The 23,802-nt window shown below is 37.6% G+C and carries 19 protein-coding genes; 10 read left to right on the top strand and 9 right to left on the bottom strand.

Going from position 1 to position 23,802, the window contains the following annotated elements:
- Positions 1-356 precede the first annotated feature (356 nt).
- A complete protein-coding gene (locus J2756_RS00920; protein ID WP_209581325.1) occupies positions 357-941 on the top strand; it encodes a zinc dependent phospholipase C family protein in 585 nt (194 codons plus the stop codon).
- 380 nt (positions 942-1,321) lie between these two features.
- On the opposite strand, the gene cobM is transcribed toward J2756_RS00920, so the two are convergent.
- The 3 genes from cobM to J2756_RS00935 all read right to left on the bottom strand — a co-directional run bounded on the left by cobM (position 1,322) and on the right by J2756_RS00935 (position 4,521).
- Complete coding sequence (gene cobM, locus J2756_RS00925) at positions 1,322-2,086, bottom strand: precorrin-4 C(11)-methyltransferase (RefSeq protein WP_209581327.1); 765 nt, start codon at positions 2,084-2,086, stop codon at positions 1,322-1,324.
- A 243-nt stretch (positions 2,087-2,329) separates the two neighbouring features.
- On the bottom strand, positions 2,330-3,232 hold the full coding sequence (locus J2756_RS00930; protein WP_209581329.1) for a DUF166 domain-containing protein: 903 nt from the start codon (positions 3,230-3,232) through the stop codon (positions 2,330-2,332).
- Between the two features lie 410 nt (positions 3,233-3,642).
- Positions 3,643-4,521 carry a glycosyltransferase family 2 protein gene (locus tag J2756_RS00935; RefSeq protein WP_209581332.1) on the bottom strand — a complete coding sequence of 293 codons (879 nt, stop codon included), beginning with the start codon at positions 4,519-4,521 and terminating at the stop codon, positions 3,643-3,645.
- A 533-nt stretch (positions 4,522-5,054) separates the two neighbouring features.
- On the opposite strand from J2756_RS00935, the gene J2756_RS00940 reads away from it, so the two are divergent.
- Entirely contained in the window at positions 5,055-6,362 is a 1,308-nt protein-coding gene (locus J2756_RS00940) for a tetratricopeptide repeat protein (RefSeq protein WP_209581333.1), read from the top strand.
- 303 nt (positions 6,363-6,665) lie between these two features.
- On the opposite strand, the gene J2756_RS00945 is transcribed toward J2756_RS00940, so the two are convergent.
- On the bottom strand, positions 6,666-8,912 hold the full coding sequence (locus tag J2756_RS00945; RefSeq protein WP_245315905.1) for a PAS domain S-box protein: 2,247 nt from the start codon (positions 8,910-8,912) through the stop codon (positions 6,666-6,668).
- Between the two features lie 733 nt (positions 8,913-9,645).
- Between J2756_RS00945 and J2756_RS00950 the strand changes: the two genes are divergently transcribed.
- From J2756_RS00950 to J2756_RS00960, 3 genes are read left to right on the top strand one after another with little or no spacing between them, the layout of a single operon-like run.
- On the top strand, positions 9,646-10,782 hold the full coding sequence (locus J2756_RS00950) for a glycosyltransferase family 4 protein (RefSeq protein ID WP_209581335.1): 1,137 nt from the start codon (positions 9,646-9,648) through the stop codon (positions 10,780-10,782).
- A complete protein-coding gene (locus J2756_RS00955) occupies positions 10,783-11,937 on the top strand; it encodes a glycosyltransferase family 4 protein (RefSeq protein WP_209581336.1) in 1,155 nt (384 codons plus the stop codon).
- A 20-nt stretch (positions 11,938-11,957) separates the two neighbouring features.
- Positions 11,958-13,775, top strand: coding sequence for a UDP-N-acetylglucosamine 2-epimerase (locus J2756_RS00960; RefSeq protein ID WP_209581337.1), 1,818 nt, complete (start codon positions 11,958-11,960; stop codon positions 13,773-13,775).
- A gap of 50 nt (positions 13,776-13,825) precedes the next feature.
- Here the strand turns inward: J2756_RS00960 and J2756_RS00965 are convergent, their stop codons facing one another.
- Genes J2756_RS00965 through J2756_RS00980 form a run of 4 tightly spaced genes read right to left on the bottom strand, consistent with a single transcriptional unit; the run spans position 13,826 to position 17,761 of the window.
- Positions 13,826-15,271, bottom strand: a complete 1,446-nt coding sequence (locus J2756_RS00965) for a flippase (protein ID WP_209581338.1) — start codon at positions 15,269-15,271, stop codon at positions 13,826-13,828.
- Positions 15,272-15,318: 47 nt separating this feature from the next.
- Entirely contained in the window at positions 15,319-16,014 is a 696-nt protein-coding gene (locus J2756_RS00970; RefSeq protein WP_209581339.1) for an acylneuraminate cytidylyltransferase family protein, read from the bottom strand.
- Positions 16,011-16,976 (bottom strand): Gfo/Idh/MocA family protein, encoded by a 966-nt coding sequence (locus tag J2756_RS00975; protein ID WP_209581353.1) that lies wholly within the window; start codon positions 16,974-16,976, stop codon positions 16,011-16,013. Before J2756_RS00975 ends, J2756_RS00970 begins: the two co-directional genes overlap by 4 nt.
- Entirely contained in the window at positions 16,970-17,761 is a 792-nt protein-coding gene (locus J2756_RS00980; protein WP_209581356.1) for an oxidoreductase, read from the bottom strand. Before J2756_RS00980 ends, J2756_RS00975 begins: the two co-directional genes overlap by 7 nt.
- Before the next feature lie 144 nt (positions 17,762-17,905).
- On the opposite strand from J2756_RS00980, the gene neuB reads away from it, so the two are divergent.
- Genes neuB through J2756_RS01005 form a run of 5 tightly spaced genes read left to right on the top strand, consistent with a single transcriptional unit; the run spans position 17,906 to position 22,627 of the window.
- On the top strand, positions 17,906-18,946 hold the full coding sequence (gene neuB / locus J2756_RS00985; protein ID WP_209581359.1) for an N-acetylneuraminate synthase: 1,041 nt from the start codon (positions 17,906-17,908) through the stop codon (positions 18,944-18,946).
- A complete protein-coding gene (gene neuC, locus J2756_RS00990; protein ID WP_209581361.1) occupies positions 18,943-20,088 on the top strand; it encodes a UDP-N-acetylglucosamine 2-epimerase in 1,146 nt (381 codons plus the stop codon). The genes neuB and neuC overlap by 4 nt, the downstream gene beginning before the upstream one ends.
- Positions 20,085-20,528: an acyltransferase gene (locus J2756_RS00995; RefSeq protein WP_209581363.1), complete on the top strand. Its 444-nt coding sequence runs from the start codon at positions 20,085-20,087 to the stop codon at positions 20,526-20,528. Before neuC ends, J2756_RS00995 begins: the two co-directional genes overlap by 4 nt.
- The gene (locus J2756_RS01000) at positions 20,518-21,639 is read left to right on the top strand and encodes a DegT/DnrJ/EryC1/StrS family aminotransferase (RefSeq protein ID WP_209581365.1); all 1,122 of its coding nucleotides are present in this window, start codon (positions 20,518-20,520) and stop codon (positions 21,637-21,639) included. Before J2756_RS00995 ends, J2756_RS01000 begins: the two co-directional genes overlap by 11 nt.
- A gap of 4 nt (positions 21,640-21,643) precedes the next feature.
- On the top strand, positions 21,644-22,627 hold the full coding sequence (locus J2756_RS01005) for a UDP-N-acetylglucosamine 4,6-dehydratase family protein (RefSeq protein WP_209581367.1): 984 nt from the start codon (positions 21,644-21,646) through the stop codon (positions 22,625-22,627).
- A gap of 10 nt (positions 22,628-22,637) precedes the next feature.
- On the opposite strand, the gene J2756_RS01010 is transcribed toward J2756_RS01005, so the two are convergent.
- Complete coding sequence (locus J2756_RS01010) at positions 22,638-23,696, bottom strand: acyltransferase family protein (RefSeq protein WP_209581369.1); 1,059 nt, start codon at positions 23,694-23,696, stop codon at positions 22,638-22,640.
- Positions 23,697-23,802 lie beyond the last annotated feature (106 nt).

The raw sequence follows: 23,802 nt of genomic DNA on the forward strand, positions 1-23,802 counted from the left end.
TATTATTTATTATTTTATATTTTTAAGCGCAGTTCAACCAAGTATATTCAGTTCAAACTCATATATCCTGAATTTTGTTCAAGGATCAGGTGGAACAATAGGTTTAAGTACAAAAATGAACACATCTAATTTAATAAAAACTAAGCTTAAAATAAGAAATATCTACATTTTTAAACTACTTAAAGATTTAAACCTACCTTATCCAATTCAACGAAGATTCACGGTAGATCATGAGTTTCCCATAACTTTTAAAGATTCAAAAAGTTTCCCATAACCTTAAAGATTCAAATAACTTTTAAAGTTGATTCAAAAAAAAGAAATAATATTATAAATGCTTTTTCAAATGGAGATGTTTAATGAAGAAAATTTTAATGATACCCCTTATCATGGTCATGGTACTCCAGGTGGCACCTGTATCTGCATGGTCAGTTACAACCCACTACGAGATAGCTGATGAAACATACAGCTCCCTTTCCCCTGCAGTTCAGGAGAACCTGAGTGAGATAGCAATGAGGGACGGTGCAGACGACCCTGACCTGAAGTTCAGGGACTTCCAGAACCATCACATGCCATACAGTGCCATTAAAGCACAGTACTGGTTAAACAAGGGAAAAATCAGCTACGACAGCGGCAACTATCACTACGCAAGTTACTGTTTTGGTGTGGCATCCCACTACATATCAGACAGCTTCTGCGCACCCCACACAGTGAACGGAGCATCGAAGGTGGACCATGCACTCTATGAAGTACAGGCAATGCTCCTTGAACCCCATGTAAGTTACATGAATTCTGACCTTAACCCCCTATTAGATCATGGTCAGGCAGAGGGTGAAGTGAGCTGGACAGAATGGAACCAGAACAAGGGCGATGCTGTAGTTCAGAACAACCTTGATAACGCTGCAAGTGCTTCTTACACGCTCATAAGTGAATATGCAACGTGAAGGAACACTTTCCTTTTATTTTAAAACCAACTCTTTTTTTATGGGGTTAATTTTAGTTTTTTTTAATTTAGTTTTTTTTAATGGGTTTAGTTTTAGAAAATGAGTTTTTATTTTGGATTTTGTTGTTAATTATTATAAAAAATAATTTCTATTTTTAAATTTAGTTTTAAAACCTTCATTATTATAAAAAAAATAATTTCCTTATTATAAAAAAAATGAAAATTCTCATGTCTTGAATTCTTTATTATTTAGAAAAAATTAAGGAATCTCTATTTAGAAAAAAATGAAGAAATCTCAAGTGAAAGAATGAATAAAAATAAATCCTTCACTTTAGTTGAAGAAACCTTCAATAATTCAAAGGCTTTAAGGTTTAACCTGCTTTATTCTGAACCCTTTCTGTACTCATGTGTGAAGGTTCTGTCGTAGAGCTTTGAAGGAGTTACATGGGGAGTACCAAGCACATCACCAACAACGATCATTGCAGTTTTCTCTATTCCAGACTCCTTTACTTTGCCTGCAATATCCTCAAGTGTACCCCTCACTATCCTCTCATCAGGCCAGGATGCCTTCTGAACAACTGCAGCAGAAGTTTCAGCAGGGTAATGACTTCGAAGATCCGAGACAACTTCCTCTATCATGTGAACACCAAGGAATATGCACATGGTTGCACCGTGCTCTGCAAGACTTGAAATGGATTCACCTGAAGGTTTAGGTGTACGACCCTCGGGCCTTGTGATTATAACTGTCTGAGAAACATCTGGAAGTGTTAACTCGGTTTCAAGGGCAGCTGCAGTTGCAAAGAGTGAGCTGACACCTGGAATTAATTCAAAGGGTATTCCAAGTTCCTGAAGGTCTTCCATCTGCTCGCCTATGGCTCCGTAGATTGAAGGGTCTCCTGTGTGAACCCTTGCAACAGTTTTTCCCTTGCTTGTTTCATCCTTCATGACCTGAACGATCTCATCCAGGTTCATGGATGCGCTGTTGTATATCAGGGCATCCTCCCTTGCACAGTCCAGAACTGCCCTGTTAACAAGGGAACCTGCGTAGATAATAACATCTGCACTTTCCAGTACCTTGTAAGCTTTAACTGTTAAAAGTTCAGGGTCTCCAGGACCCCCTCCTATGAATACTACTTTTCCCTTCATCTTTTTAATCCTCTGAGCATTATTTAAGGTTAGACTTTGATGTTTCTGCTATTTATTTATATGTACATCATCAGGGCCAGATTCAAAAACATGTCCATGTTTACTTTTAAAAATTATTAAAACATAATTTTTCATAGGAAAATTAATTCAAGATCATAAAAAAAATTAATTTATCCTGAGGATTTAGGTTCTTTGAATCTGAACTTAAAAAATCTGAACTTTAAAAAAGATGGAAAGATTCTCTTAAATGTCCATCCTTTCCTCAATCAGTTCAATTGCACCGTAGGGACATTCCCTTATGCATATTTCACAGCAGCCACAGGATGCGGGGTCTATAATGGCCTTGCCACTGTCATTAATGGTGATGGTTTTTGCACCGGTTTTCACCTGGGGACAGACATCCCTGCAGTTGTGATCACAGTCCACATCCCCCATGCAGTCCTCCTCCAAAACCACTGCTGATCTGGATGCAAATCCCAGGCCCCTTTTCACAGCTTCCTTTATGTTGTAGCCTGCAAGGTGCAGTATGGTATCATCAAGGGAAGGGTCTGTGTTCATTGAAGCCAGGCATGGGTAGTTGTGGATTTTGTTTCCTGATTCAGTTTCAGCCTCTTCAACTGGAAAGCCTTCCAGATTCTCTGCAACGTACCATGTGGAGCCGCATGGTGCTCCCCTTAAAACCTTCACCTTCCTCACGAGGTCATCGGTCTGGATCTCAAGTTTTGGCCTTCCAAACTCCTCTGCAAACTCATCCACAACAGGGTTTTCCACAGGCTTCAAACTGCAGAATGGCTTGGGAAAGAGGACCAGGACATCATCTGGTGTAGATTCTATTATCTCCCTTTGAAGTCCTGGTGGAATCTGGGAGGGGTCATGTATCGGGGCAATAACAGCTTTTGCACCACTTTTCTGTGCTACCTCTGGGAGCACCATGTTTATATCTCCTTTAAGGTCAAGTGCCAGGATAAGGTCACATTCTGGAAGGTTTTCTGGGACCTGGGATTTAAAATCGTCTATGAACTCGGGCATATCCTCTGGAAATTCATGCAGGCCCACTATGTTCGATGCAAAACCCTGCTCAGCAATGGTGTTAACAATTCTGGCCCCGTAGTCCCCACATGTCAGTATGAATATTTTCAGTTCCATCTCAAAATCCCCCTTTTAATCAGCTACTTCTCCTGTAGAATTACCTCAAGATAATATAAAAAAGTCTCTTCATGCACATCATAAATGTTCAGATGATCATTTGATGATTTAGGGATAAAAATGTTTTTTTAAATATTTAACATCTATCAAAAGTAGATCTTCATTCAAATTTGAAACCTTTTTTTTTAAATGAAAAAGATGGTTTTTGAGTTTAAATGATAAAGAAAGATGGTTTTTGAGCTTAAATTATGAGAAAAAAATGATTTTTGAGATTAAATGATGAAAAAGATGTTTATTGGTTAGAAAAGGATAAAGGTTAAAAAAGGATAAAAAAAAATGTTCTGGGGATAATAAAATTCGAGTAATAAAACTAATTATTTTAAATCCTTCAAAAACCCCTTTAAAAGACTTTATTTAATTAGGGCCTGTTTTATCAACCTTGAAACTGTGTCAATTATTATCCCTGTGAATGCAATGAAAACACCCATAACAGCGATCAAAGCTGCAAAGACAGTTGGTCCAAGGGTGCTTCGAGTTCCTCCAAGGTAATCTCCAAAGAATATAAGGCCTGAAGCAAGTCCTATGATGATGAGAACAACACCGGGAATGGTGAAGAAGTAGAGTGGTCTGTTAAATTCCATGTCCTGAATTATCTTGACCAGCACGCTGACCCCATGTTTTACAGGGTTTCTTTTCCTGTCAGTATCGTACCTAACACCTATCTGAACTTCTCCTATTCTAAAACCCGCATTAGATGCATCTATGAGCATTTCACTTTCAATTCCAAAGCCACTTAAACTGAATCGGAATGAGGGTATGATATGGGCTGAAAATGCTCTGAACCCACTTTGACTGTCTGTAACATCGGTTTTACCGTTCATGTTTGTTGCAATATCCAGAACGCTCTGACCCACACGCCTGTATCTGGGGGTGTTTTTTTCACCACCTTCAATGTATCTGCTCCCGTTTACAAGGTCGACTTCACCTTTTATTATGGGTTCCAGGAGTTTTGGTATTTCCTGGGGGTTGTGTTGTCCATCTGCATCGATGGTTACTACTGCATCGTAGCCACCCACCCTACTGAAACCAGTTTTAAGGGCTGCTCCCTTTCCCTGGTTTTGGGGGTGTATGATAACTTCTGCCCCTGCAAGTTTGGCTATGTCTGCTGTACTGTCGATACTGCCATCATCAACCACCAGTACATGGTCCACGTACCTTTGAACATTTAAAATTATACTGCCTATACCTATTTCCTCGTTGTAGGCAGGTATTATTGCAATCGTTTTCATATTTTTCTTCCTAACCTGAATTTGAATCTAATATTATGAGTTCCTTATGAATTTTTTTACATGAACACCTTGGGATAGGGATTCCACCCTTCACTCCAGAAAATTTCCAGTGTAATCCATGAGTTTTTATGATCTTTAACCTTGTTCATGAGTTCTGCAATGATCTCAATTTTTCCCGAGTTTATCTAAAAGGTTATAAAATCAAATCCGAAATTTATTTAAAGGTTGAATCATCCCCAATCATGGTAAAACCATCATGAATAGATTTCAGTTACATTTAAACCATTCACTGCTTTTAAAATGTAAAAAAATGTATTATAAACACCTTTTCCTGAAACTATTACACCTTCCATTTAGAATTTCTTCACTGATTTTTGGTATATAACTTCTCATTAAAATATTAGTGCCCTTGAATCTTAATCAGAGACTATCTGGATTTAAACCATTGATCTTCTTTTGTAGGAGTAAGGTTTATAATTTGTAGCCTCAGATATGTTACAAGGACTATATTATAAAATTTTAACGGTGAATTGATGGGGAGAAAGGAAACATCTGAATTCTTTGAAAAAGCAAAGAGTTTACATGAAAACAATGAATTTGAAACTGCATTATCATATTACAGTAAAGCTTTGAACTTATTCCGGGAATGGGGAGATGTTGAAGATGAAGCAGATGTCCTCCTTGAAATGGGCAGCGTGTACATGGACCTTGAAGATTACATGAAATCTGCAGAGTTCTATGAAACTTCACTGAAGCGTTACAAAAAACTTAAGGACCTTACAGGTCAGGGATACTCCTTAACAGGTTTGGCCCTGGTGAATGAAAAACTTGAGGAATACGAGGTTTCAAGATCCTACTACAGGAAGGCCATTAAAAAGTTCAGGAAGAACAAGGACCATGAGAGGGAGGCAATAGTTCTGTCCATGATGGCAAGAACCTATGAATTCCAGGGCTCATGGGAAGATGCCTTGATGGATTACAGAAGGGCAAACAGTGTCTACGAAAAGATCCAGGACATATCCGGCACTGAAGAAACACTCAGATTGATTGAAACCATTAAGGAGAAACGATCTCGTGTTCGTTCTTTTAAACGAAAGGTTGTAATTGTATTGTTATACCTTGCAGCACTCGTAGCTGCTGAAACTGTTACTGCACATTACAGCATGGAACTGGGCCTTGTAATGCATGCAGGAATACTTTTCGCACTTCTATTCCACTCTGCACTCGTCAGGGAGCAGAACTTCTCCTATCTTCTCATGTCCATGATGGCACTGCCGATGATACGTATCATAGGACTTTCAATCCCGCTTATAAATATAAAACAGCTTTACTGGTTCCCAATAATAGCAGTTCCCCTCTTCGGATCTTCCTATGTTATAATGAAGGTTCAGGGACTTGGACTTAAAAATGTAGGTTTTCAGTGGGGAAACCTGAAGCTGCAGATACTCATAGCCTTGACAGGGGTTATCCTTGGAACAGTTGAGTACTTCATACTCAAACCACCTGCCCTTATACCTCACTTCACACTACAATGGGTATTATTTGGTGCACTGATCCTCCTCATATCCACAGGATTTGCAGAGGAACTGCTCTTCAGGGGAATAATTCAGAAGAACGTTGAAAATGTTTTTGGATGTGCATTTGGACTGATTTACACTTCTTTAATATTCACAACCATGCACATAGGCTGGAACTCCTTTCCTGATCTGATATTCGTGTTCTTGGTGGCAATGTTCTATGGTTACGCCTTCCAGAAGACGCGCAGTCTGCTGGGCATAACCCTGTCCCACGGAATTTCAAACACTTTACTGTTTTTGATCGTGCCATTTTTAGTGGGTTGAGATGAATTTTCTTCTTTTGCACCACTTTTAAATCCTTTACACTATTTTAAAAATAAGATAGGTATTTAATTGAATAAATATGGTTTAAATGAAGTATTGATCTAAATAGAAGCGATCAAAATGAATAAAGGCACTTTAAATGAAAAAATAGATCATGTGGATAATGAGGGAGGTTGTGAAGGTGGTATCCTTCACAAAGTGTCACTTTTTAATTGTTTATGAGTGACACAAATTAACATTAACAAACCAAGTATTAATACCTTTGGTTTTTAGTATGCATCAGCTGAACCTGCCTTATGAAACTCATTCAGATGCGCTGAACTTGCCCTCCTTGAACCTTATCCTGAACCAGGTTCCATTTCTCCTTCTTAACTCCATCTCACCCTTCAGCTGTTGTATGAAGCTTGAAATAAGTTCCATTCCCATGGATTCAGCATGGACAATGTCCAGGTCTTCAGGTAATCCAACACCGTCATCCCCAACCTCCAGAATATAGGTGTCATGATCCCTGTGGAACCTCACAGTCACACAGCCATTCCTATCATCTGGAAAAGCGTACTTCAGGCTGTTTGAAACCAGTTCGTTGACAATGAGTCCCAGGGGAAGGGACGTGTTTATGTCAAGCATGAGGTAATCCACATCCATATTCAATGAAACCCTGCTCGTTGTGGAGTAGGTGTTGAAGAGATCCTCTGTGATACTCTCGATGTACTCCCCAAAGTTTATGCGTTTGAGATCCTTGCAGCTGTAGAGTTTTTCATGGATGATGGCCATGGAACGGGCCCGGCTCTGACTGTCCCTCATCATACTCCTGGCTTCCTCATCATCTATGTAACGGGACTGGAGGTTCAGAATACTGGAGATAACCATGAGGTTGTTTTTAACCCTGTGGTGAACCTCCTTCAAAAGGAGTTCCTTCTCCCTGAGGGAATCCTTCACGAGTTTTTCAGCTGCCTTCCACTGGCTGATGTCCCTTGCCACTGAAACAACAACCATCCTGTTCTGGAGTTTGAAGGTGTGGGAGCTGACCTCAACAGATATCCTCCCACCACTACAGGTTAAGTGTTCCGATTCAAAGGTTTTACTCCCATCCCTGAGAAGTTCCATGATTATGGATCTGATCTCATCTTCTTTCTTAGAAGATATATTTTCAGGGGTCATTTCAAGGAGTTTTTCCCGTTTGTAGCCCAGCATGCTACAGGCAACATCATTAACTTCTATGTAACGGCCGGGCATTCCCTCAACAACTTCGTGGAGGTAAACTGCATCGTTGGCATTGTTGAAAACCTCACGGAACTTCTCCTCACTCTCTTTAATGGCTTCCTCCATCCTTTTACGGTAGGTGATGTCTGAGAAGGTTGCAAGAACATTCCTTACACTACCCTCATCATCCTTGATTGGTGTGAGGTGGAACTGGGACCATGTTTTCTTTCCCCACTGGGACAGGTAACTGCGTTCTGCAGAGATACTCTCACCAGTCTCAAGACACCTTTTAAACTCCCCTGTAAATCCTGATTTCATAACTCTGGGAGATTTAAGCATGTTAACTTTTTTGCTCTTCTCCTCAGACTTTGAACCTGCCATCTCCAGAAATTTAGGGTTGATGTCAATCACTTCACCCTCACGGTTTATGAGAAGTATTCCAACCTGGGCGTTTTCAACAAGCAGCCTGTAACGTTTTTCACTTTCACGAAGCTCCTTTTCAGCCCTTTTTTCAGGGGTCACATCCCTGGATATTATGGAAACACCGCTTATGTTTCCCTGGCTGTTCTTGATGGGCGAAACTGTGAGGGAAACGTTTATTATGGAACCGTCCTTTCTCATACCCAAGGTGGAGTAGTTTCGAACCACCTCCCCTGCCTCTATCTTCTTGAGTATTGGGGGAAGTTCGTAATCACAGCCTGGAGGGGTGAATATCTCTACGTTTTTACCCATCATCTCCCTTTCAGTGTAGCCATATACCTCCTCCGCACCCCTGTTCCAGCTCAGTACCCTTCCATCAAGGTCATTTGATACCACAGCGTCTCGAGTGTTTTCAATGATGTCCGAAAACCTGTGCTCCATCTCCTCTACCATCTTCTTATGGGTGATGTTCCTGGCAATTCCCTGAACTGAAACTGGATTTCCATCATCATCTTTGATCACAACGTCCTTCTGGCTCACCCAGAGCACATCTCCAGAACTGTGGATGATCTGATACTCTGTCTGGGAGGCTGAGTTTTCAATGAGTTGGTTGAACCATTTCCTATCGAAGCAGTCCTTCCAGTCAGGGTGAAGCATTTCCTTTATGAGCAGAGGTTTTTGGTAAAACTCCTCCTGACTCCGACCGCATCCTTTAAGGCAGGAAGGACTGATGTACTCGTAGCGCCCTTCAGGAATGGATATTCTGTATATTACATCAGGACAGCTGTCTGCCAGGAGCCTGTACATTCTCTCGTTTTTGATTAAATCTTGGTTTTCAGTGGAAGCTTCCAATTCCTTTTCCAGATATTCCACCCTCTCTTCTAAGCGGGTGACTTCGCCCTCCAGATCCTCTCTGGTTTTATTCATCTTCAAAGAACCTCGCTACTCCTTACGGATATTAATAGTATTTCATATTCTTAATACTCTAAAACGTCCCATTTATTATCTACAATTAGATTTATCTTATCTTCTTACCATAAAAATATATTGGAAGAAAAATAAAGCTTATTTAAACTTTTTAGGGTTAAATAATATTTTAAACATGATTATTTATCCAATTTTAAATTTAAAACGTATTAAAAGGTTAAAAATACTTTAACACATATTAAAATAGAATTTATGGCAATATAAACATGTTTTTAGCCCTAAAAATTCTTTTAAAGTAGATTCACGTGATCTGGATCATTTTTTTATATAGTTGGTAGTATATTCACAGGATGTGTGCACAGTTGGGGATTATACATGATCCAGGAAATACAACCCTCATTTAAAAGGGGGTATTAAAATGAGTCCATTGGATGGATGAACCCCTCTTACATGCATATACCATTAAAATAAACCTTCTCCTTATCAAAAAAAATCTTCAGGGAGATTTTTTTGAATTTATGGGGTGTCCTCCAAAACTTAAAAGCTTATAACTGGGCAGCCATATAATATGTGAAGATAGAACTATCTTTTATCCTATTTCAAATGAAGTACAGAACTTTAAGAGTATAGTGTAAAAAGGACATTTTTAACGTACAATACGATTTTAACAGATTATTAAATATAAAAATTAAATTTACCCAGTTTTACCTAAAAATTTTAGAAAGTGAATCTTATGAAAATTTTAATGACATCCATAGTGGACCTCAGAAAGTCCCAGCACAACAGACCCCACCAGTTTGTTAAGCACCTCTCAAAAAATCATGAGGTCACGGTGCTGAGCATAAACGACTGGTGGAAGGGCAGTCAAACAGATATGAACTCCTACTCCTCTGATCTAAATGATTTTCTCCAAAACGTGGACATTCGATACCTCACAGACACAAAGGTGTCCCCGGTACTTCAGGAGCTCTTCTTCACAAGGGAGATAAAAAAGCTTTCAAAGGAAGATTTTGATGTTCACTTCAATTACAACAGCCTTATAACAGGGTCCCGATTTTCAAAGGACTTTAAAACAGTTTTCGACCTTGCAGATGATCTGCCTGAGATGATTGCTCACTCACCTCAGATACCTGGCTTCCTGAAGGGAATTGGGAAATGGATGGGTGAAAGATACCTTAAAAGGGACATAGAACAGGCAGAGCTGGTCACTCTAACAACTGAAACTCTTAAGGAAACCTATAATGTTCCTGATGAAAAATCTGTGATCATACCCAATGGTGTTAACACTGAAAACTTCAAAAATGTTGTGAATGCCAAGGAGGAACTGGGAATTGAAGGATTCATAGTGGGATACGTTGGAGTGTTAAGGGAATGGGTTGATCTTGAACCTGTTTTAAGGGCGCTGAAGGAACTTCCAGAGGATATCAAACTCCTTGTTGTTGGTAGTGAGGGTGAATTCCAGGAGAACAGGGAACTTGCAGCAAGATCCGGCCTGGGAGACCGGGTGATATTCACGGGCATGGTGCCATACTCCAGGGTTCCTCTCTACATATCTGCAATGGATGTGGGTTTAATACCATTTAAAACCAACGGCATAGCAAACAATGCCCTACCAATAAAACTCTTTGAGTACATGGCGTGTGAAAAACCAGTTATATCCACAGAACTTACACCTGTAACATCAAAATTCAATAACAATGTATTGTACGCTTCAAACTCCGAGGAATACTTGCAGTGCATAGAACTCCTTCACAACGATGAAGAACTCCGGAGAAGAATGGGCAAAAAGGGAAGAAAAATTGTTCTATCAGGCTACGACTGGGAATTCATTTCAAAGAAGCTTGAGGATGTGCTGAAGGAAGTGTGTTAAATGAAGATACTTGTAACCTCCCTCCCGGACCTCAAGAAGATCAACGTGCAGAGACCACACCACCTCCTTAAGCATCTCTCACAAAGCCATGATGTAACTGTGGTTTGTGTCAATGCATGGTGGCTTGAGGAGAGTACAGATGAAATTATGAGGGAAAGCCTGGAAAACCTTGCATTCCACTACATGGATATGGGTCGGAAGAACACCATCTCCCAGGAAATACTCATAAAAAAGAGTCTGAAGAAGCTGAATATTGATCCAGACTCCTTCGACGTCCTATTAAACTTCAACAGCCTCATTGCAGGTTACAAGGTTGCAAGAAGCAGCAGAACACCCATGGTATTCGATGTATGCGACGATCTTGTGGACTGGATCAATGTTTCAAGCAAGGTTCCAGGACCACTTAAACCTGCAGGAAAGAAGATATGTTCTGTGATGCTCCAGAAAAACATCAAAATAAGTCGGAAGATAACCTTCTCATTAAAATCCCTTGAGGAATCCTTCAATGCACCATCAGAGAAATCTGTGATAGTACCCAATGGAGTGGACACTGAAACTTTCAAAAACATGAAAAACCCTGGGCATGGAAAAAAATTCATAATAGGGTTTGTTGGATTTCTTGGAAACTGGGTTGACATTGAAACTCCATTCAAGGCCCTGAAAGAACTGGAAGATGTTGAGATGATTGTTGTTGGTGGTGGGGACAACCTGAACCACTTCAAGAACATGGCAGAAAAACTGGGAGTTGCAGAGCATGTTAAATTCACAGGGGATGTTCACTACTCCCAGGTTCCAGTTTACATCTCCCAGATGGATGTATGTTTACTCTCCTTTGATAGTAGTGTGGTTTCACACAGCGCCCTTCCACTGAAGCTCTTCGAGTACATGGCCTGTGAAAGACCAGTTGTATCATCAAGTCTTGAAAGTGTGAAGGAGGCAGTGGGAGACAGGGTGCTCTATGCAGACACTGTGGAGGACATGAAAAACAGTATAGAAACCCTCTGCAACAACGAAGACCTGAGGATAAAGCTTGGAAACAGAGGCAGAACATTTGTGAAGGAAAACTACAGCTGGAACAGTATTTGCTCCAAATTTGAAGAGGTTTTGAAGGGTGTTTCAGACAAAGATCAGGTAAATTTAGGGAAATCACAGTAAAGACATTTTAAGGTGCATATATGAAGGAAGCGTTACTCTTTTTAGAAAACAGTTTAATTGCCAATAAAAACGTTACAGTTGAAAACCTTTTAAGATCCATTGAATTCAAACTCTTCATTCTACCATCAATTAAACGTATTAAGCGGGATTACTCCCTCAAGATCTACGTGCAGGACCAGGAAACCCGCACTATGCTGGAGGATCATGGATACAACTGTCAGATGGTTGATAAAAACCTTTTTCATATGAATAAAAACCAGGAACTCATGGATCTCAGGGTAGAAGTTGAAAACTGGTCCAAAACATGTTACAGAACTTCTGAACTCCAATTCAAAGGAGTTACTATTGGTGAAACAACCCAACTCGAAGTTTCATATTTATTACAGGACCTTCTTGACAGGGTTCAGGGTTTTGAATCCACGATAAAGGGAGAAAATGCTGATATGGTTTTCATTGAAAACCCCCACTCCAACGATGGAAGGGCAATAAAAACTGTCTGCGAATCCCTGAAAATCCCCACAGAATTAGTATACTCATTTTATGGTAAACTAAAATCTGATTTTATAAAAAGGATGATCTACATCATCAGCAACAGAAACAACCTAATTGCAACCAACCTCTACAAAATAGGGGGAGGATCTGAGTCAGTTGAAAGCATCCTATTAAACGCGCCCTACATAAACTTTTTAAGGGCGCTCATGCCTGTGGTTAATGAATTGAGGAATAAGAAGGATTACAACATCTATGTAATGGCCAGAGAAGCAGATATAAATAGATACAAAGATGATTATTCTTTTTCACAGCTGGAACTTAAGAAACCTGGAATAAAAAGGATGATAATGAGTCCTCTGAGGGGAAAGGTGAAAAGATACTCATCTAAACTTGAGAATCCAGGATCCTTCAAGTACAATGGTGCAGACATCTGGAAGTACGTGGCTGATGATCTTCACCACCTCAATATGGGACGTTTGAAGGTTCTCTATCACCTTGAAAACTTCCAGAAGATCATGGAAGATTTAAACCCAAAACTCGTTGCTGTGGGAGATGATAGAACATCCTTCGTCAGGGCCCAGCTCATACAGGCAATTAAAAGAGATATTCCTGTTGTTGAGGTTCAGCACGGACTCTACCTTCCAGGCGGCCCCATGACTGACCCCATCTCAGACAAAATATTCATATGGGGTGAGGGAACCAAACCAGCACTCATGGGGGCAGGGGCCAGGGAGGATCAGCTGGAGGTTACAGGATCACCCCTCTACGACTCATTGATATCAAGGATCCCTGATGTGAAGCAGGATTCTGAACCTAAAACCATACTCTTTGCAACCCAGCCCATGGCAACCCAGTCAATATCAGACGACACCAACCTGCAGGTTGCTCAGAAGATAGCTGGTTTCCTTGAAAAGAGGAAGGATCTTAAACTCATTGTAAAGCCCCATCCCGTTGAAAATGCAGATTACTACAGATCAGCCCTTAAATCCATTCCAGAGGATATTGTGGATGTCAGGGACAGTCGTGAGGACATATTCCAGTTCCTGGAACTTGCAGATATTGTCATACTCATGTCATCAACCGTTGGTATAGAGGCTGCAATAATGGACAAACCCATGATATGCATCAAATCCAAACAATCCATCTACGTGGAGGAGGGTGTTGCACTTGAAGCTGAAACCCCAGATGAAGTTTTAACACGAATAGGGGAGATACTTGGGGATGAGGATGTGAATGAGAATCTCAGGGAAAACATGAAGGAATTTGTGATGAAGTACGCCTACCTCCAGGATGGCCAGGCATCTGAGAGAATAGCCCAATCCATAATTCAGATGATTGAAAAATAATTAAGGGGTAATATGGTTAAATAACCTTAAAAAAGTTAAATAACCCTAATTCACTCATTTAACATATTTTTAAAGAATTTAAATTCACTTTTTTCCACTCCCTTTAGTAATATAATGGATGCAAAGTAAACTGCAGCGCAGACTACAACCACAATTGCAATGTTTAAAATTCCCTCAGGTCTGCTTAAAATAATGATCACTGCTATTAAAATAGAAGATATGATACTTTTTATTATAAATTTCACGTTAAAATCAAATGTGAAGAATTTGTTTGAATAATAAAGCATGATTGAAAAGGCTACTACATATGAAATTAAGGTAACTGCCGCAGCACCGAGTATTCCCAGGTACGGAACCATAATAATATTCAAACCAAGATTTAAAATAGCACAGATTATCCATACAGTTCCTATTATTTTTGTTTTCTTTTCTAATACTAATATGTTACTTGTTATTCCATAAATTCCAATCAAAATAGCACTTAAAGCAACAAATGGAGTTATAAGGTATCCGTTTGCAGCTATTTCCGTTGTTGTGAGTATATTTAAAATGGGTTTTGAAAGCAGGGATAATCCAACAGCAGATGGTATTGCAACTAAAAGGAAATATTTAAGTGAATACTTTAAAAATACATCAACCTGTTCCATATTATTATCTTCATAGTACTTTGGAAGAACTGAAGGAAGTAAAAGTGTGAACGGGGCGAGTATTAACATTATAATGTTTCCAAGAGTGTAACCTGGTGAATAATAACCAACAAAAGCTGTTCCTAAAAATATTCCTATTACGTAACGGTCGCTGGAATCAGTTATCCAGTAAGATAAGTTACTGGGAACAGTTGGAAGTCCAAAAGAAAGATATTCTCTCATATTACTGAATTTTGGAATTTTAAAGCCTATATTTGAAATTATGAATGGTAGCATGACAATTAAGGTGGTGATGTTAGCAGCGAGGAGTCCTAATGCAGCTGTGTAAATACTGAATCCCATCAATGCAAAGTAAGATACAATAAAAACTCCCAAATACGTTTGTATCAATAGAAATATGGAATATCTTTTCATCTGCTGGAAGGTTCGGAAGTAGTTGAGTAAAAATGCATTTAAACATGCAAAGAATATTATCACAGCTAAAACCATGGCTAATTGAACATCACCGCCCAATATGCCATTGGCTATGTTTTGTGCGAATATGAACATTAAAACTGATATTATAAATGTTGAAACCAGAACAACAGCTGAAATGGAATAGAAACCTTCTCTTATTCTATTTTCATCTTTTTCTGCAGATAAAAATCTCACCATTGTGTAGGGTAATCCCAATGTGGCGATGTTGGGCATTAAACCAATAGTTGTAGTTATCTGAACCCAGATACCATACTCTCCGATTGAAAAATTTTTTGTCAATATTGGAAGCAATATCAAAGAACTGATGGCTACTAGTATGTTGGTTATTCCCACAAGACCTATTCGCTGTACAAAGAGTTTGTATTCACTCAAAACTTCACTTTCCTGTTTTTAATTATTTAATATAAAATAAGAAGATTTTAATTTTTGTTGGTCATGAAAAACTCAACCATCTTAAAATCAACTTCAGAATCTATGTCTATGGAACGTTCACCTGGCATTTCATAGATCATACTGGATTCAGTTATCACATTCTCCATTTCAAGCAGTTTTTGAGTCCAGTAAATGTATATAGAAGCATTCATCTCATAAACTATTGGAGTGTCTTGCATTCGGAATATGGGGTTTTTGAGCTCCTTTGAGAGATGTGCATGTTCATTTTCATCCAGTTCAACCATGTTGAAGTAAGGACTTTTTCGTGCACTGCACACTGAAAACAAGTTAACTGGTTTTTTATCAACCATTATATTGTATGCATTTTCTATGTCTTCCACAGTTCGAAGGGGACTTGTAGGATCAAGATCAACCACTAAATCAAATTCTTCATCTTCTTCATTTTTCAAGTACTCAACAACATGTTTTATTACTGGTATTTTAGGAGCAGTATCTTTCGCTAGTTCTGCAGGTCTCATAAATGGAACTTCTGCACCATATTCTCTGGAAATTTTTGCTATTTCTTCTGAATCTGTTGAAACAATTATTCTATCCGCTTTACCCCATTTTTTAGCCGTTTCAATCGTGTGAGCTATGAGAGGTTTTCCCATTAAATTCCTTAAATTTTTATTTTCAACTCTTTTTGAACCTTTCCGAGCACAGATCGTTAATAATGTCCTCATTGAATTACAACTCCCGCATTATTTCTCATATAAAGTGCATATTTAAGCGTTTCAATAGCAAAGGGAGTGTCATTGAAACTTTTAACTCCATTAACAATAATATCTAAGAAATATTCCATTTCTTCAATGTACATGTCGTTTCTATCAAAATCGAAATGGTGTGTTTTTTCTTCACCAGTTTTTTCACAAATTTTGACCTTTGAACTGAGTAAATCAGCATGTATTACAGAGTTTTCAGTCACTATTTCAATTTCACGCTTTGGAATTTTCCTGTAATAATCAAGATGAATCTCACAGAGAGCTCCATTTTTTAATTTCCATATACCATAGGCAGTATCTTCAACATCTAACTCTAAATCGCTTATTTTTGTAGAGCCAAAGTACCCCTCAGAGACATCTCCAAAGATCCACCTTACAAGATCAATTTCATGTATCAAGTCTAGGGCTACTCCACCACCTAATTCCTTCTGGGCACTGTAAGTTTTTTTGTAATCTTGTCCAGGACGCCATGAAGGAAGATAGGATCCAGAATGTATATGGATGCTCTTAATTTTATTGGTACTATTAAAATAATTTTTAAGGAATTTCGTAACTGGATGAAATCTTAAGGGACATGCAACATGCATGATTGTATCTGCGTTTTTAACGAGTTTTTCAGCACTTTCAATACTATCTGAAAGGGGCTTTTCTATGAACATTCCTTTCACGTTATCAATAAATTGGAGTGCTGTTTCAACATGAAGTGAAGTTGGATTCGTTATGAATACAATATCAGCATTGAACTTTTTAGCATCTTCAACGCTGTAAAATTCATGATCAATTAATTCAGAATACTCCCCAAGAATATTTCTGTTACTGGACCTTAAAGCAGCGGTTTCAGATGACTTCATAATCTTTTTGAGATTTTTCAGATGCCTCAATCCAATGGATCCCATTCCAACGAATAAAACCTTTTTTACCAAATTGATAAACCTCCATCAACCAGTAGATTCTGTCCAGTTATATACTTCGATGCATCTGAAACTAAAAAGATCAAAGAACCAACAATATCCTCTGGAAGTGCCATTCGATCAAGAGGAGTTCTTTTACAGTAATTATCTACAAATTCTTCAGGTTGATTATCAAATATGCCCCCGGGGCTTACTGTGTTAACACGAATGTTGTAGGGTGCAAGATATGTTGCAAGGTATCGGGTGAAATTGATTATACCTCCCTTAATCATAGAATACTCAACAGGCATGGTCATTGATGTGTCACCATAAACTGAGAAATCAGGACCCAAAACTCCATAAATAGACCCCATATTTATTATGACTCCCGAATTTTGTTTCTTCATTACTTCTGCAACTTTTTGAGCAACTTGGAAGTAACCTCCCATATGGGAAATCACATTTTCTTTACAACTTTCAAATTCAACATCCTCAAATTTAGCACCATACTTCCTGTTTCTAGGATATGCACTGTTTACAAGGATATCTATTTTACCAAAACAATCCAATGTTTTTTCAATAAACTTCTCTGTGGAAGTTTCGGATGTTATATCCAAATATAAATATTTAACCTTCTCTTCTCCCAGATCATTATTCAGTTCCATGGCCACGGATCTGCCCTTATCTTCATCATTACTGGCAATAATTATGTGAGCACCAAATTCAGCCAGGCCCCTGCAGAACTCTTTACCTAAAAGTCCGTCACCACCTGTGATAACTGCTAGTTTTCCATCAAGATTCATCATTTCTTTGTACATTTTACCACCTAAACTGAAAATATAATTGATATAAAGTTTACTTTATTAATTTCTAAATATATATATCAAAAACATAATAAAAAAGCTTAGATAAGTTTAACTATACAAATTCAATTAATAAAAATTTAATTTAAAGGTAATCTAATGACATCTCCCATTTTCGAAAAATTAACCGCGGATCCTAAAAATTCTTTTATAATAGCAGAAGCAGGGGTCAACCACAACGGATCATTAAAAACAGCAAAAAAATTGATAGATGCTGCAAAAGAAGCTGGAGCAGATGCTGTAAAATTTCAGACATTTAAAACAGAAAAAATTCTAACAAAAAACGCTCAAAAGGCAGAATACCAGAAAAAAACAACAGCTGAAGATTCTCAGTATGAAATGATTAAAAAACTGGAATTATCCCCTAATGATTTCAGAGAACTGGCAGATTATGCTGATAAAAAAGGCATTACTTTTTTATCTTCACCATTTGACATTGAAAGTGTTGATCTACTTGATGAACTTGGTGTTCCACTTTTCAAACTGGCTTCGGGAGAGATCACAAATTTCCCCTTACTTGAACACATTGCAGACAAGGGCAAACCTGTGATATTATCCACAGGAATGGCAGATTTAGGCGAAATAGGAGAAGCCATAAATCTATTTGAAAATAAAATTCCTGAACTGATTTTAATGCACTGTGTAACCAGTTATCCTGCAAAGGTTGAAGATGTAAATCTTAAGGTTATCAAAACTCTTAAATGTGCATTCAAACTGCCTGTTGGCTTTTCAGATCATACCTTAGGAATTGAGATGGATGTGGCTGCAGTTGCAATGGGAGCATGTGCACTGGAGAAACATTTCACACTTGATAAAAATATGGATGGTCCTGATCATAAAGCATCCTTGGAACCTGCAGAATTCAAGGAAATGGTAAATGCAGTAAGAAATGTTGAAAAAGGTATGGGAACCGGTATAAAAAGATTGACAGTTGAAGAAGCTGAAATAAAGAGAATAGCAAGAAAAAGTATCGTTGCAAATGTAAATATTGGTCCTGGAACAGTTTTAACAGAATCCATGCTCACAGTTAAAAGACCGGGATCTGGAATTGAACCCAAATATTTCAATTCATTGATAGGCAAAACAATAACATCAAAAATAAATAAAGATGATGTTTTAATATGGGATATGCTAAGATGAGTCGTAAAATACTTTATATAACTGGAACAAGGGCAGATTATGGTCTAATGCATTCGGTTCTTGATGAGATGAATAGAAACCCTAATATTGATCTGGAAGTGGTTGTAACGGGAATGCACCTTATGGAAGAGTTTGGAAGCACCATCACAGAAATTGAAAGGGATGGCTTCAAAATTCATACCCTGAATGCAGTCTACCAAAATGATGATAAATTTTCCATGTCAAGTTTTGTGGGAAAATTCATAGAACTTTTAACAAATGCCTTAAAAGAGATAAAACCGGATTTAATCATGCTTTTAGGAGATAGGGGCGAAATGCTTGCAGGAGCTATTGTGGGAGCTTATTTGAGCATACCTACAGCACATCTGCATGGTGGGGAAATCACTTCAACAGTCGATGAATATGCAAGACACGCAATAACGAAACTTGCTAACCTGCACTTTCCAGCAACTGAAAAAAGTGCTGAGAGAATAATTGCAATGGGCGAAGATCCCTCACATGTATTTACAGTGGGAGCACCAGGTTTAGATGCAATACTGAACATGGATTTAATAGGGAAAGAAGAAATAGCATTAAAGTATGGATTGGACATTTCAAAGCCCATAATTCTGATGCTACAACACCCCGTAACCTTAGAATCTGAAAATTCAGCCCATCAAATTTCAGAAACCATCAAAGCAATTTTAAATCTTAAATACCAGACTGTGCTAATATATCCTAATGCTGATGCGGGTGGTAGAAGCATAATAAAACTGATAAAGCAGTATGAAAATCTGCCGTTCATAAAATTATTTAAGAGTATTCCGAGAAAAGATTTTCTGAGTCTTATGAACATTACCAGTGTCATGGTTGGAAATTCCAGCAGTGGAATTATTGAAGCTCCTTCATTTAAGCTGCCTGTAATTAATATTGGCTCTAGACAAAAAGGTAGAGAACGAGCTTTAAATGTTGTTGATGTGGGCTATGATGCTCAGAAAATAGAAAATGCCATTAAATTTGTATTGAATGATGCAGAATTTAAGGAAAGATTAAAAAGTTGTAAAAACCATTATGGTGATGGTAATGCTTCAAAAAGAATCACCGAAATTTTAACCAGAATAGAGTTGAATGAAAAATTACTTGAGAAAGGAATAAAAGTATGACAAATGAAAGATTTGAAAACTGGAAACCCCCTGAAATTGAAGACGGAAAACTGAATAAATATAACTGGGTGGTTCAGCACAAAGATAATCTTATATTAGGATATAAATCTGATGTGGGAGCTTTCACATACATAAATGCTAAAAATAATGTTTTCATTGAAGATTACGTTCAAATCGGTTCCCACTCTTCATTATATTCAATTTCAACCATAGACAACAAGGAAGGACCTGTTGTACTTAAGAAAAACTGTAGAATTGGTAGTCATTCAATTGTAATGCCCAATGTTACAGTGGGCGAAAACTCCATTGTAGGGGCTTTCAGCTTTGTTAATAAGAACATACCTGACAACTCCCTCGCATTTGGAGTTCCAGTTAAAGTGATTCGAGAATTGACTGAAGAAGAGATAAAAAAACTTAAAGAGGAATTAGATGGCTCATAAAATACCTTTATTCAAAATATTATGGGATGAAGAAGATGTTGAAAGTGTTGGAAGAGAAATAAAGTCTGGAATGAATTGGGCTGTTGGGCCGCGCGTTGAAGAGTTCGAAAAATTGATAGCAGATTACATTGGAACAAAGCACGCAGCAGTCTTCAACTCAGGAACATCTGCTTTACATTCAGTATTAATGGCCCATGGTATAGGAAAGGCTGATGAGATTATAGTCCCCTCATTCACGTTCATAGCAACTGCAAATTCACCACTCTTTGTTGGTGCAAAACCAGTTTTTGCAGATATTGAAGGAGAAACACTGGGACTGGATCCAGAAAGTGTTGAAAAAAATATAACTGGTAAAACAAAGGCTATTTTACCCATACATTATGGTGGATGTCCATGTAAGATAGAGGAACTTCGAAAAATAGCAGATGACCATGATCTCATACTTATAGAAGACGCTGCAGAAGCCTTTGGTGCAGGCATAGGAAACAAAAATGTGGGTACATTCGGTGACTCCGCAGTTTTAAGTTTCTGTCAAAATAAGATAATCACAACTGGCGAAGGCGGAGCAGTTGTAACAGATTCCAAGGAACTATACGAGAAACTTTTACTTCTAAGATCCCACGGAAGACTGGAAACAGCAGATTACTTCACTTCAGCAGGATTATTTGATTACATAGACATTGGATACAACTTCAGAATGTCCAATATAACTGCTGCACTGGGCATATCTCAGATGAGTAAAGTGGATGACGTAATAAATATGAGAAGGAGTAACTCTGAATATTTAACACGCAGAATATTGGAAGAAACAGATCAGTTAACTCCACTGCATCCTCCAGAAGGATATAAACATGTTTATCAGCTTTACACAATTATAGCAGAACAGAGAGATGAATTAATAAGTTACTTAAAGGAAAATAATATAATAAGCAAAATATATTTCGATCCAGTTCATTTAAGCCATTTTTACAAGGAAAAATTGGGATATAATTGTGATCTTCCGGTTACAGAGGATATGGCCAGAAGAACAATCACACTTCCAATGTATCCATCCCTAAGTCAAGATGATATGGATTTCATGGCAGAAACAATTGGAAAATTCTACAGGTGATCTCATGAAATCGTTTTATGAAGACAAAATTGTACTGGTAACTGGCGGCTCAGGATCCATAGGTCGAGAAATTGTTAAAAAACTTGTGGGATTAAATCCTAAAGCCATAAGAGTACTTGACAACAATGAAACTGCGTTGTTTGACCTTGAACAGGAATTAAAATCTGATAAAATCAGGACATTAATTGGTGACATCAGAGATAAAGACAGGTTAAAAAGAGCTTTTGAGGATGTGGATATTATTTTCCATGCTGCAGCCCTTAAACATGTCCCATTATGTGAATATAATCCATTTGACGCAGTTAAAACTAATGTCATGGGTACACAGAATGTTATGGATGCTGCCTTGGATAAAAATGTTGAAAAGGTTATCCTTGTTAGCACGGATAAAGCAGTTAATCCAATAAATGTTATGGGTGCAACCAAACTTCTGGCTGAACGGCTCACAATATCTGCAAATTATTATAGGGGAAATAAAAGAACAGTATTTTCATGTGTAAGGTTTGGAAATGTTTTAAACTCAAGAGGTTCTGTTGTGCCTCTCTTTAAAAAGCAGATCAAAGATGGTGGTCCTGTTACAATAACAAATCCTAAGATGTCACGTTTTATCATGCACATCCCTGATGCAGCCAAACTCATACTTAAAGCAGGTTACTTGGCAGAAGGAGAGGAAATATTCATTCTTAAAATGCCTGCAGTGAACATAGTTGACCTTGCAGAGGTTATGGTGGAAGATCTAGCCCCAAAAAATGGTTTCAAAGCGGAAGATATTAAAATAAAAATCATAGGAAAAAGAATAGGCGAAAAGATGTATGAAGAACTCATGACCGAGGATGAAGCTTTATGTGCAGTTGAGAGTGCCAAACTGTTTATTCTGAACTCTAAAATAGATACTGATTCATGTGAAGCGATTGAATACAATTCGGACACAGTTGAAAAATTGTCTAAAGATGAAATTAGGATGATTATAAAAGATATAATATCCTAATATTTTAAATTTAATTTTTATCACATTTCCTCCTTTTTCTTATTTTATTTTCCAAAATAAAAAATAAAGAACCTAACATTACTAAAATAAGAATATTACCTATTAATGCCATTATTCCAAGTAGATATAAATTATAAATGTGTTGTAATCCTAATTTTCCGATAATTGGAGCCATTGAAATCCCTGCACCAAAAAATAGTATCTGTACCAAAAAAATGTGGTAAGAAGCTTTTCCAATGAACCCCATTAAACTTGAAATTTTTCCTGCACTTGATGGTAGGTATCTCAAGCCCACTAAACATATAATCAATGGGTAAAAAAAGGATAAAACAGTTTGTGGCTGCCATGCAGGTTGAAAATATGTTAAATTCCAATTAAAAACTGAAACTGTTATCATGTAAACAACACTTACAATTAGCCCGATTATTATAAACTTTCTTTTCAATATTGTCCTTAAATTGTTAATATCAAAGTTATCTGCAGCCCAAATGCCTAATGCGATTATAAAGAAATATCTTAGAATGCATGCTTTGTAGAGGTATGAATTATTTTCTAAAACTGGAATTTGGTTAGCTACCATCTCAAAAACAAAGCTTAAAACAAAGCTTAAAATTAATATCAAGTTGGGATTCTTTTTGTATAGATAGTATAATAAGGGAAACACGAAAACAAACTGAAATGCTATAGATATGAAGTAATTACCAGGTCCTGATAATGGCAAGTAACCTAAAATATTTAAAATTCCAATATAAAGACTCTTTTGAAGTAAAATGCCAAAAACTCCGGACAATATGAAAATGACAATAAAAGGGTAGAACAATCTCTCAAACCGACTTTTAATATAATTTTTGTTGTACATTTTATCCAAAGTCAAGTAATTGTGCCTTTTAAATGACATTGCAGCATTTAATCCCATAATGACAAAAAATATGGGTACGGCTTGATAAACAGTAAAAATTGATAATGGATTTCTAACTAAGTTCCCAGGTATTGTGTGTAAAACAATCACTGCAAGTATTGCAAGTCCCTTTAAAATATCTATTTGGAGGTAATGTTTTTTTTCATTCAAATTAACACCTGCTATGATTAATATTATTAATTTTTCTTCTCTGAGGAAGTTCATAAAGTTGGAAAAAATATTATAATTTGATTATTTCTATTGCAACACATCTAGA

The organism is Methanobacterium aggregans (genome assembly GCF_017874455.1).
Lineage (GTDB): Archaea > Methanobacteriota > Methanobacteria > Methanobacteriales > Methanobacteriaceae > Methanobacterium_C > Methanobacterium_C aggregans.

What these genes read in the sequence shown, in the direction of transcription:
- J2756_RS00920 (WP_209581325.1), top strand. Translation starts at nt 357, where the DNA reads ATGAAGAAAATTTTAATGATACCCCTTATCATGGTCATGGTACTCCAG.
- cobM (WP_209581327.1), bottom strand. Translation starts at nt 2,086, where the DNA reads ATGAAGGGAAAAGTAGTATTCATAGGAGGGGGTCCTGGAGACCCTGAA.
- J2756_RS00930 (WP_209581329.1), bottom strand. Translation starts at nt 3,232, where the DNA reads ATGGAACTGAAAATATTCATACTGACATGTGGGGACTACGGGGCCAGA.
- J2756_RS00935 (WP_209581332.1), bottom strand. Translation starts at nt 4,521, where the DNA reads ATGAAAACGATTGCAATAATACCTGCCTACAACGAGGAAATAGGTATA.
- J2756_RS00940 (WP_209581333.1), top strand. Translation starts at nt 5,055, where the DNA reads ATGGGGAGAAAGGAAACATCTGAATTCTTTGAAAAAGCAAAGAGTTTA.
- J2756_RS00945 (WP_245315905.1), bottom strand. Translation starts at nt 8,912, where the DNA reads ATGAATAAAACCAGAGAGGATCTGGAGGGCGAAGTCACCCGCTTAGAA.
- J2756_RS00950 (WP_209581335.1), top strand. Translation starts at nt 9,646, where the DNA reads ATGAAAATTTTAATGACATCCATAGTGGACCTCAGAAAGTCCCAGCAC.
- J2756_RS00955 (WP_209581336.1), top strand. Translation starts at nt 10,783, where the DNA reads ATGAAGATACTTGTAACCTCCCTCCCGGACCTCAAGAAGATCAACGTG.
- J2756_RS00960 (WP_209581337.1), top strand. Translation starts at nt 11,958, where the DNA reads ATGAAGGAAGCGTTACTCTTTTTAGAAAACAGTTTAATTGCCAATAAA.
- J2756_RS00970 (WP_209581339.1), bottom strand. Translation starts at nt 16,014, where the DNA reads ATGAGGACATTATTAACGATCTGTGCTCGGAAAGGTTCAAAAAGAGTT.
- J2756_RS00980 (WP_209581356.1), bottom strand. Translation starts at nt 17,761, where the DNA reads ATGTACAAAGAAATGATGAATCTTGATGGAAAACTAGCAGTTATCACA.
- neuB (WP_209581359.1), top strand. Translation starts at nt 17,906, where the DNA reads ATGACATCTCCCATTTTCGAAAAATTAACCGCGGATCCTAAAAATTCT.
- neuC (WP_209581361.1), top strand. Translation starts at nt 18,943, where the DNA reads ATGAGTCGTAAAATACTTTATATAACTGGAACAAGGGCAGATTATGGT.
- J2756_RS00995 (WP_209581363.1), top strand. Translation starts at nt 20,085, where the DNA reads ATGACAAATGAAAGATTTGAAAACTGGAAACCCCCTGAAATTGAAGAC.
- J2756_RS01000 (WP_209581365.1), top strand. Translation starts at nt 20,518, where the DNA reads ATGGCTCATAAAATACCTTTATTCAAAATATTATGGGATGAAGAAGAT.
- J2756_RS01005 (WP_209581367.1), top strand. Translation starts at nt 21,644, where the DNA reads ATGAAATCGTTTTATGAAGACAAAATTGTACTGGTAACTGGCGGCTCA.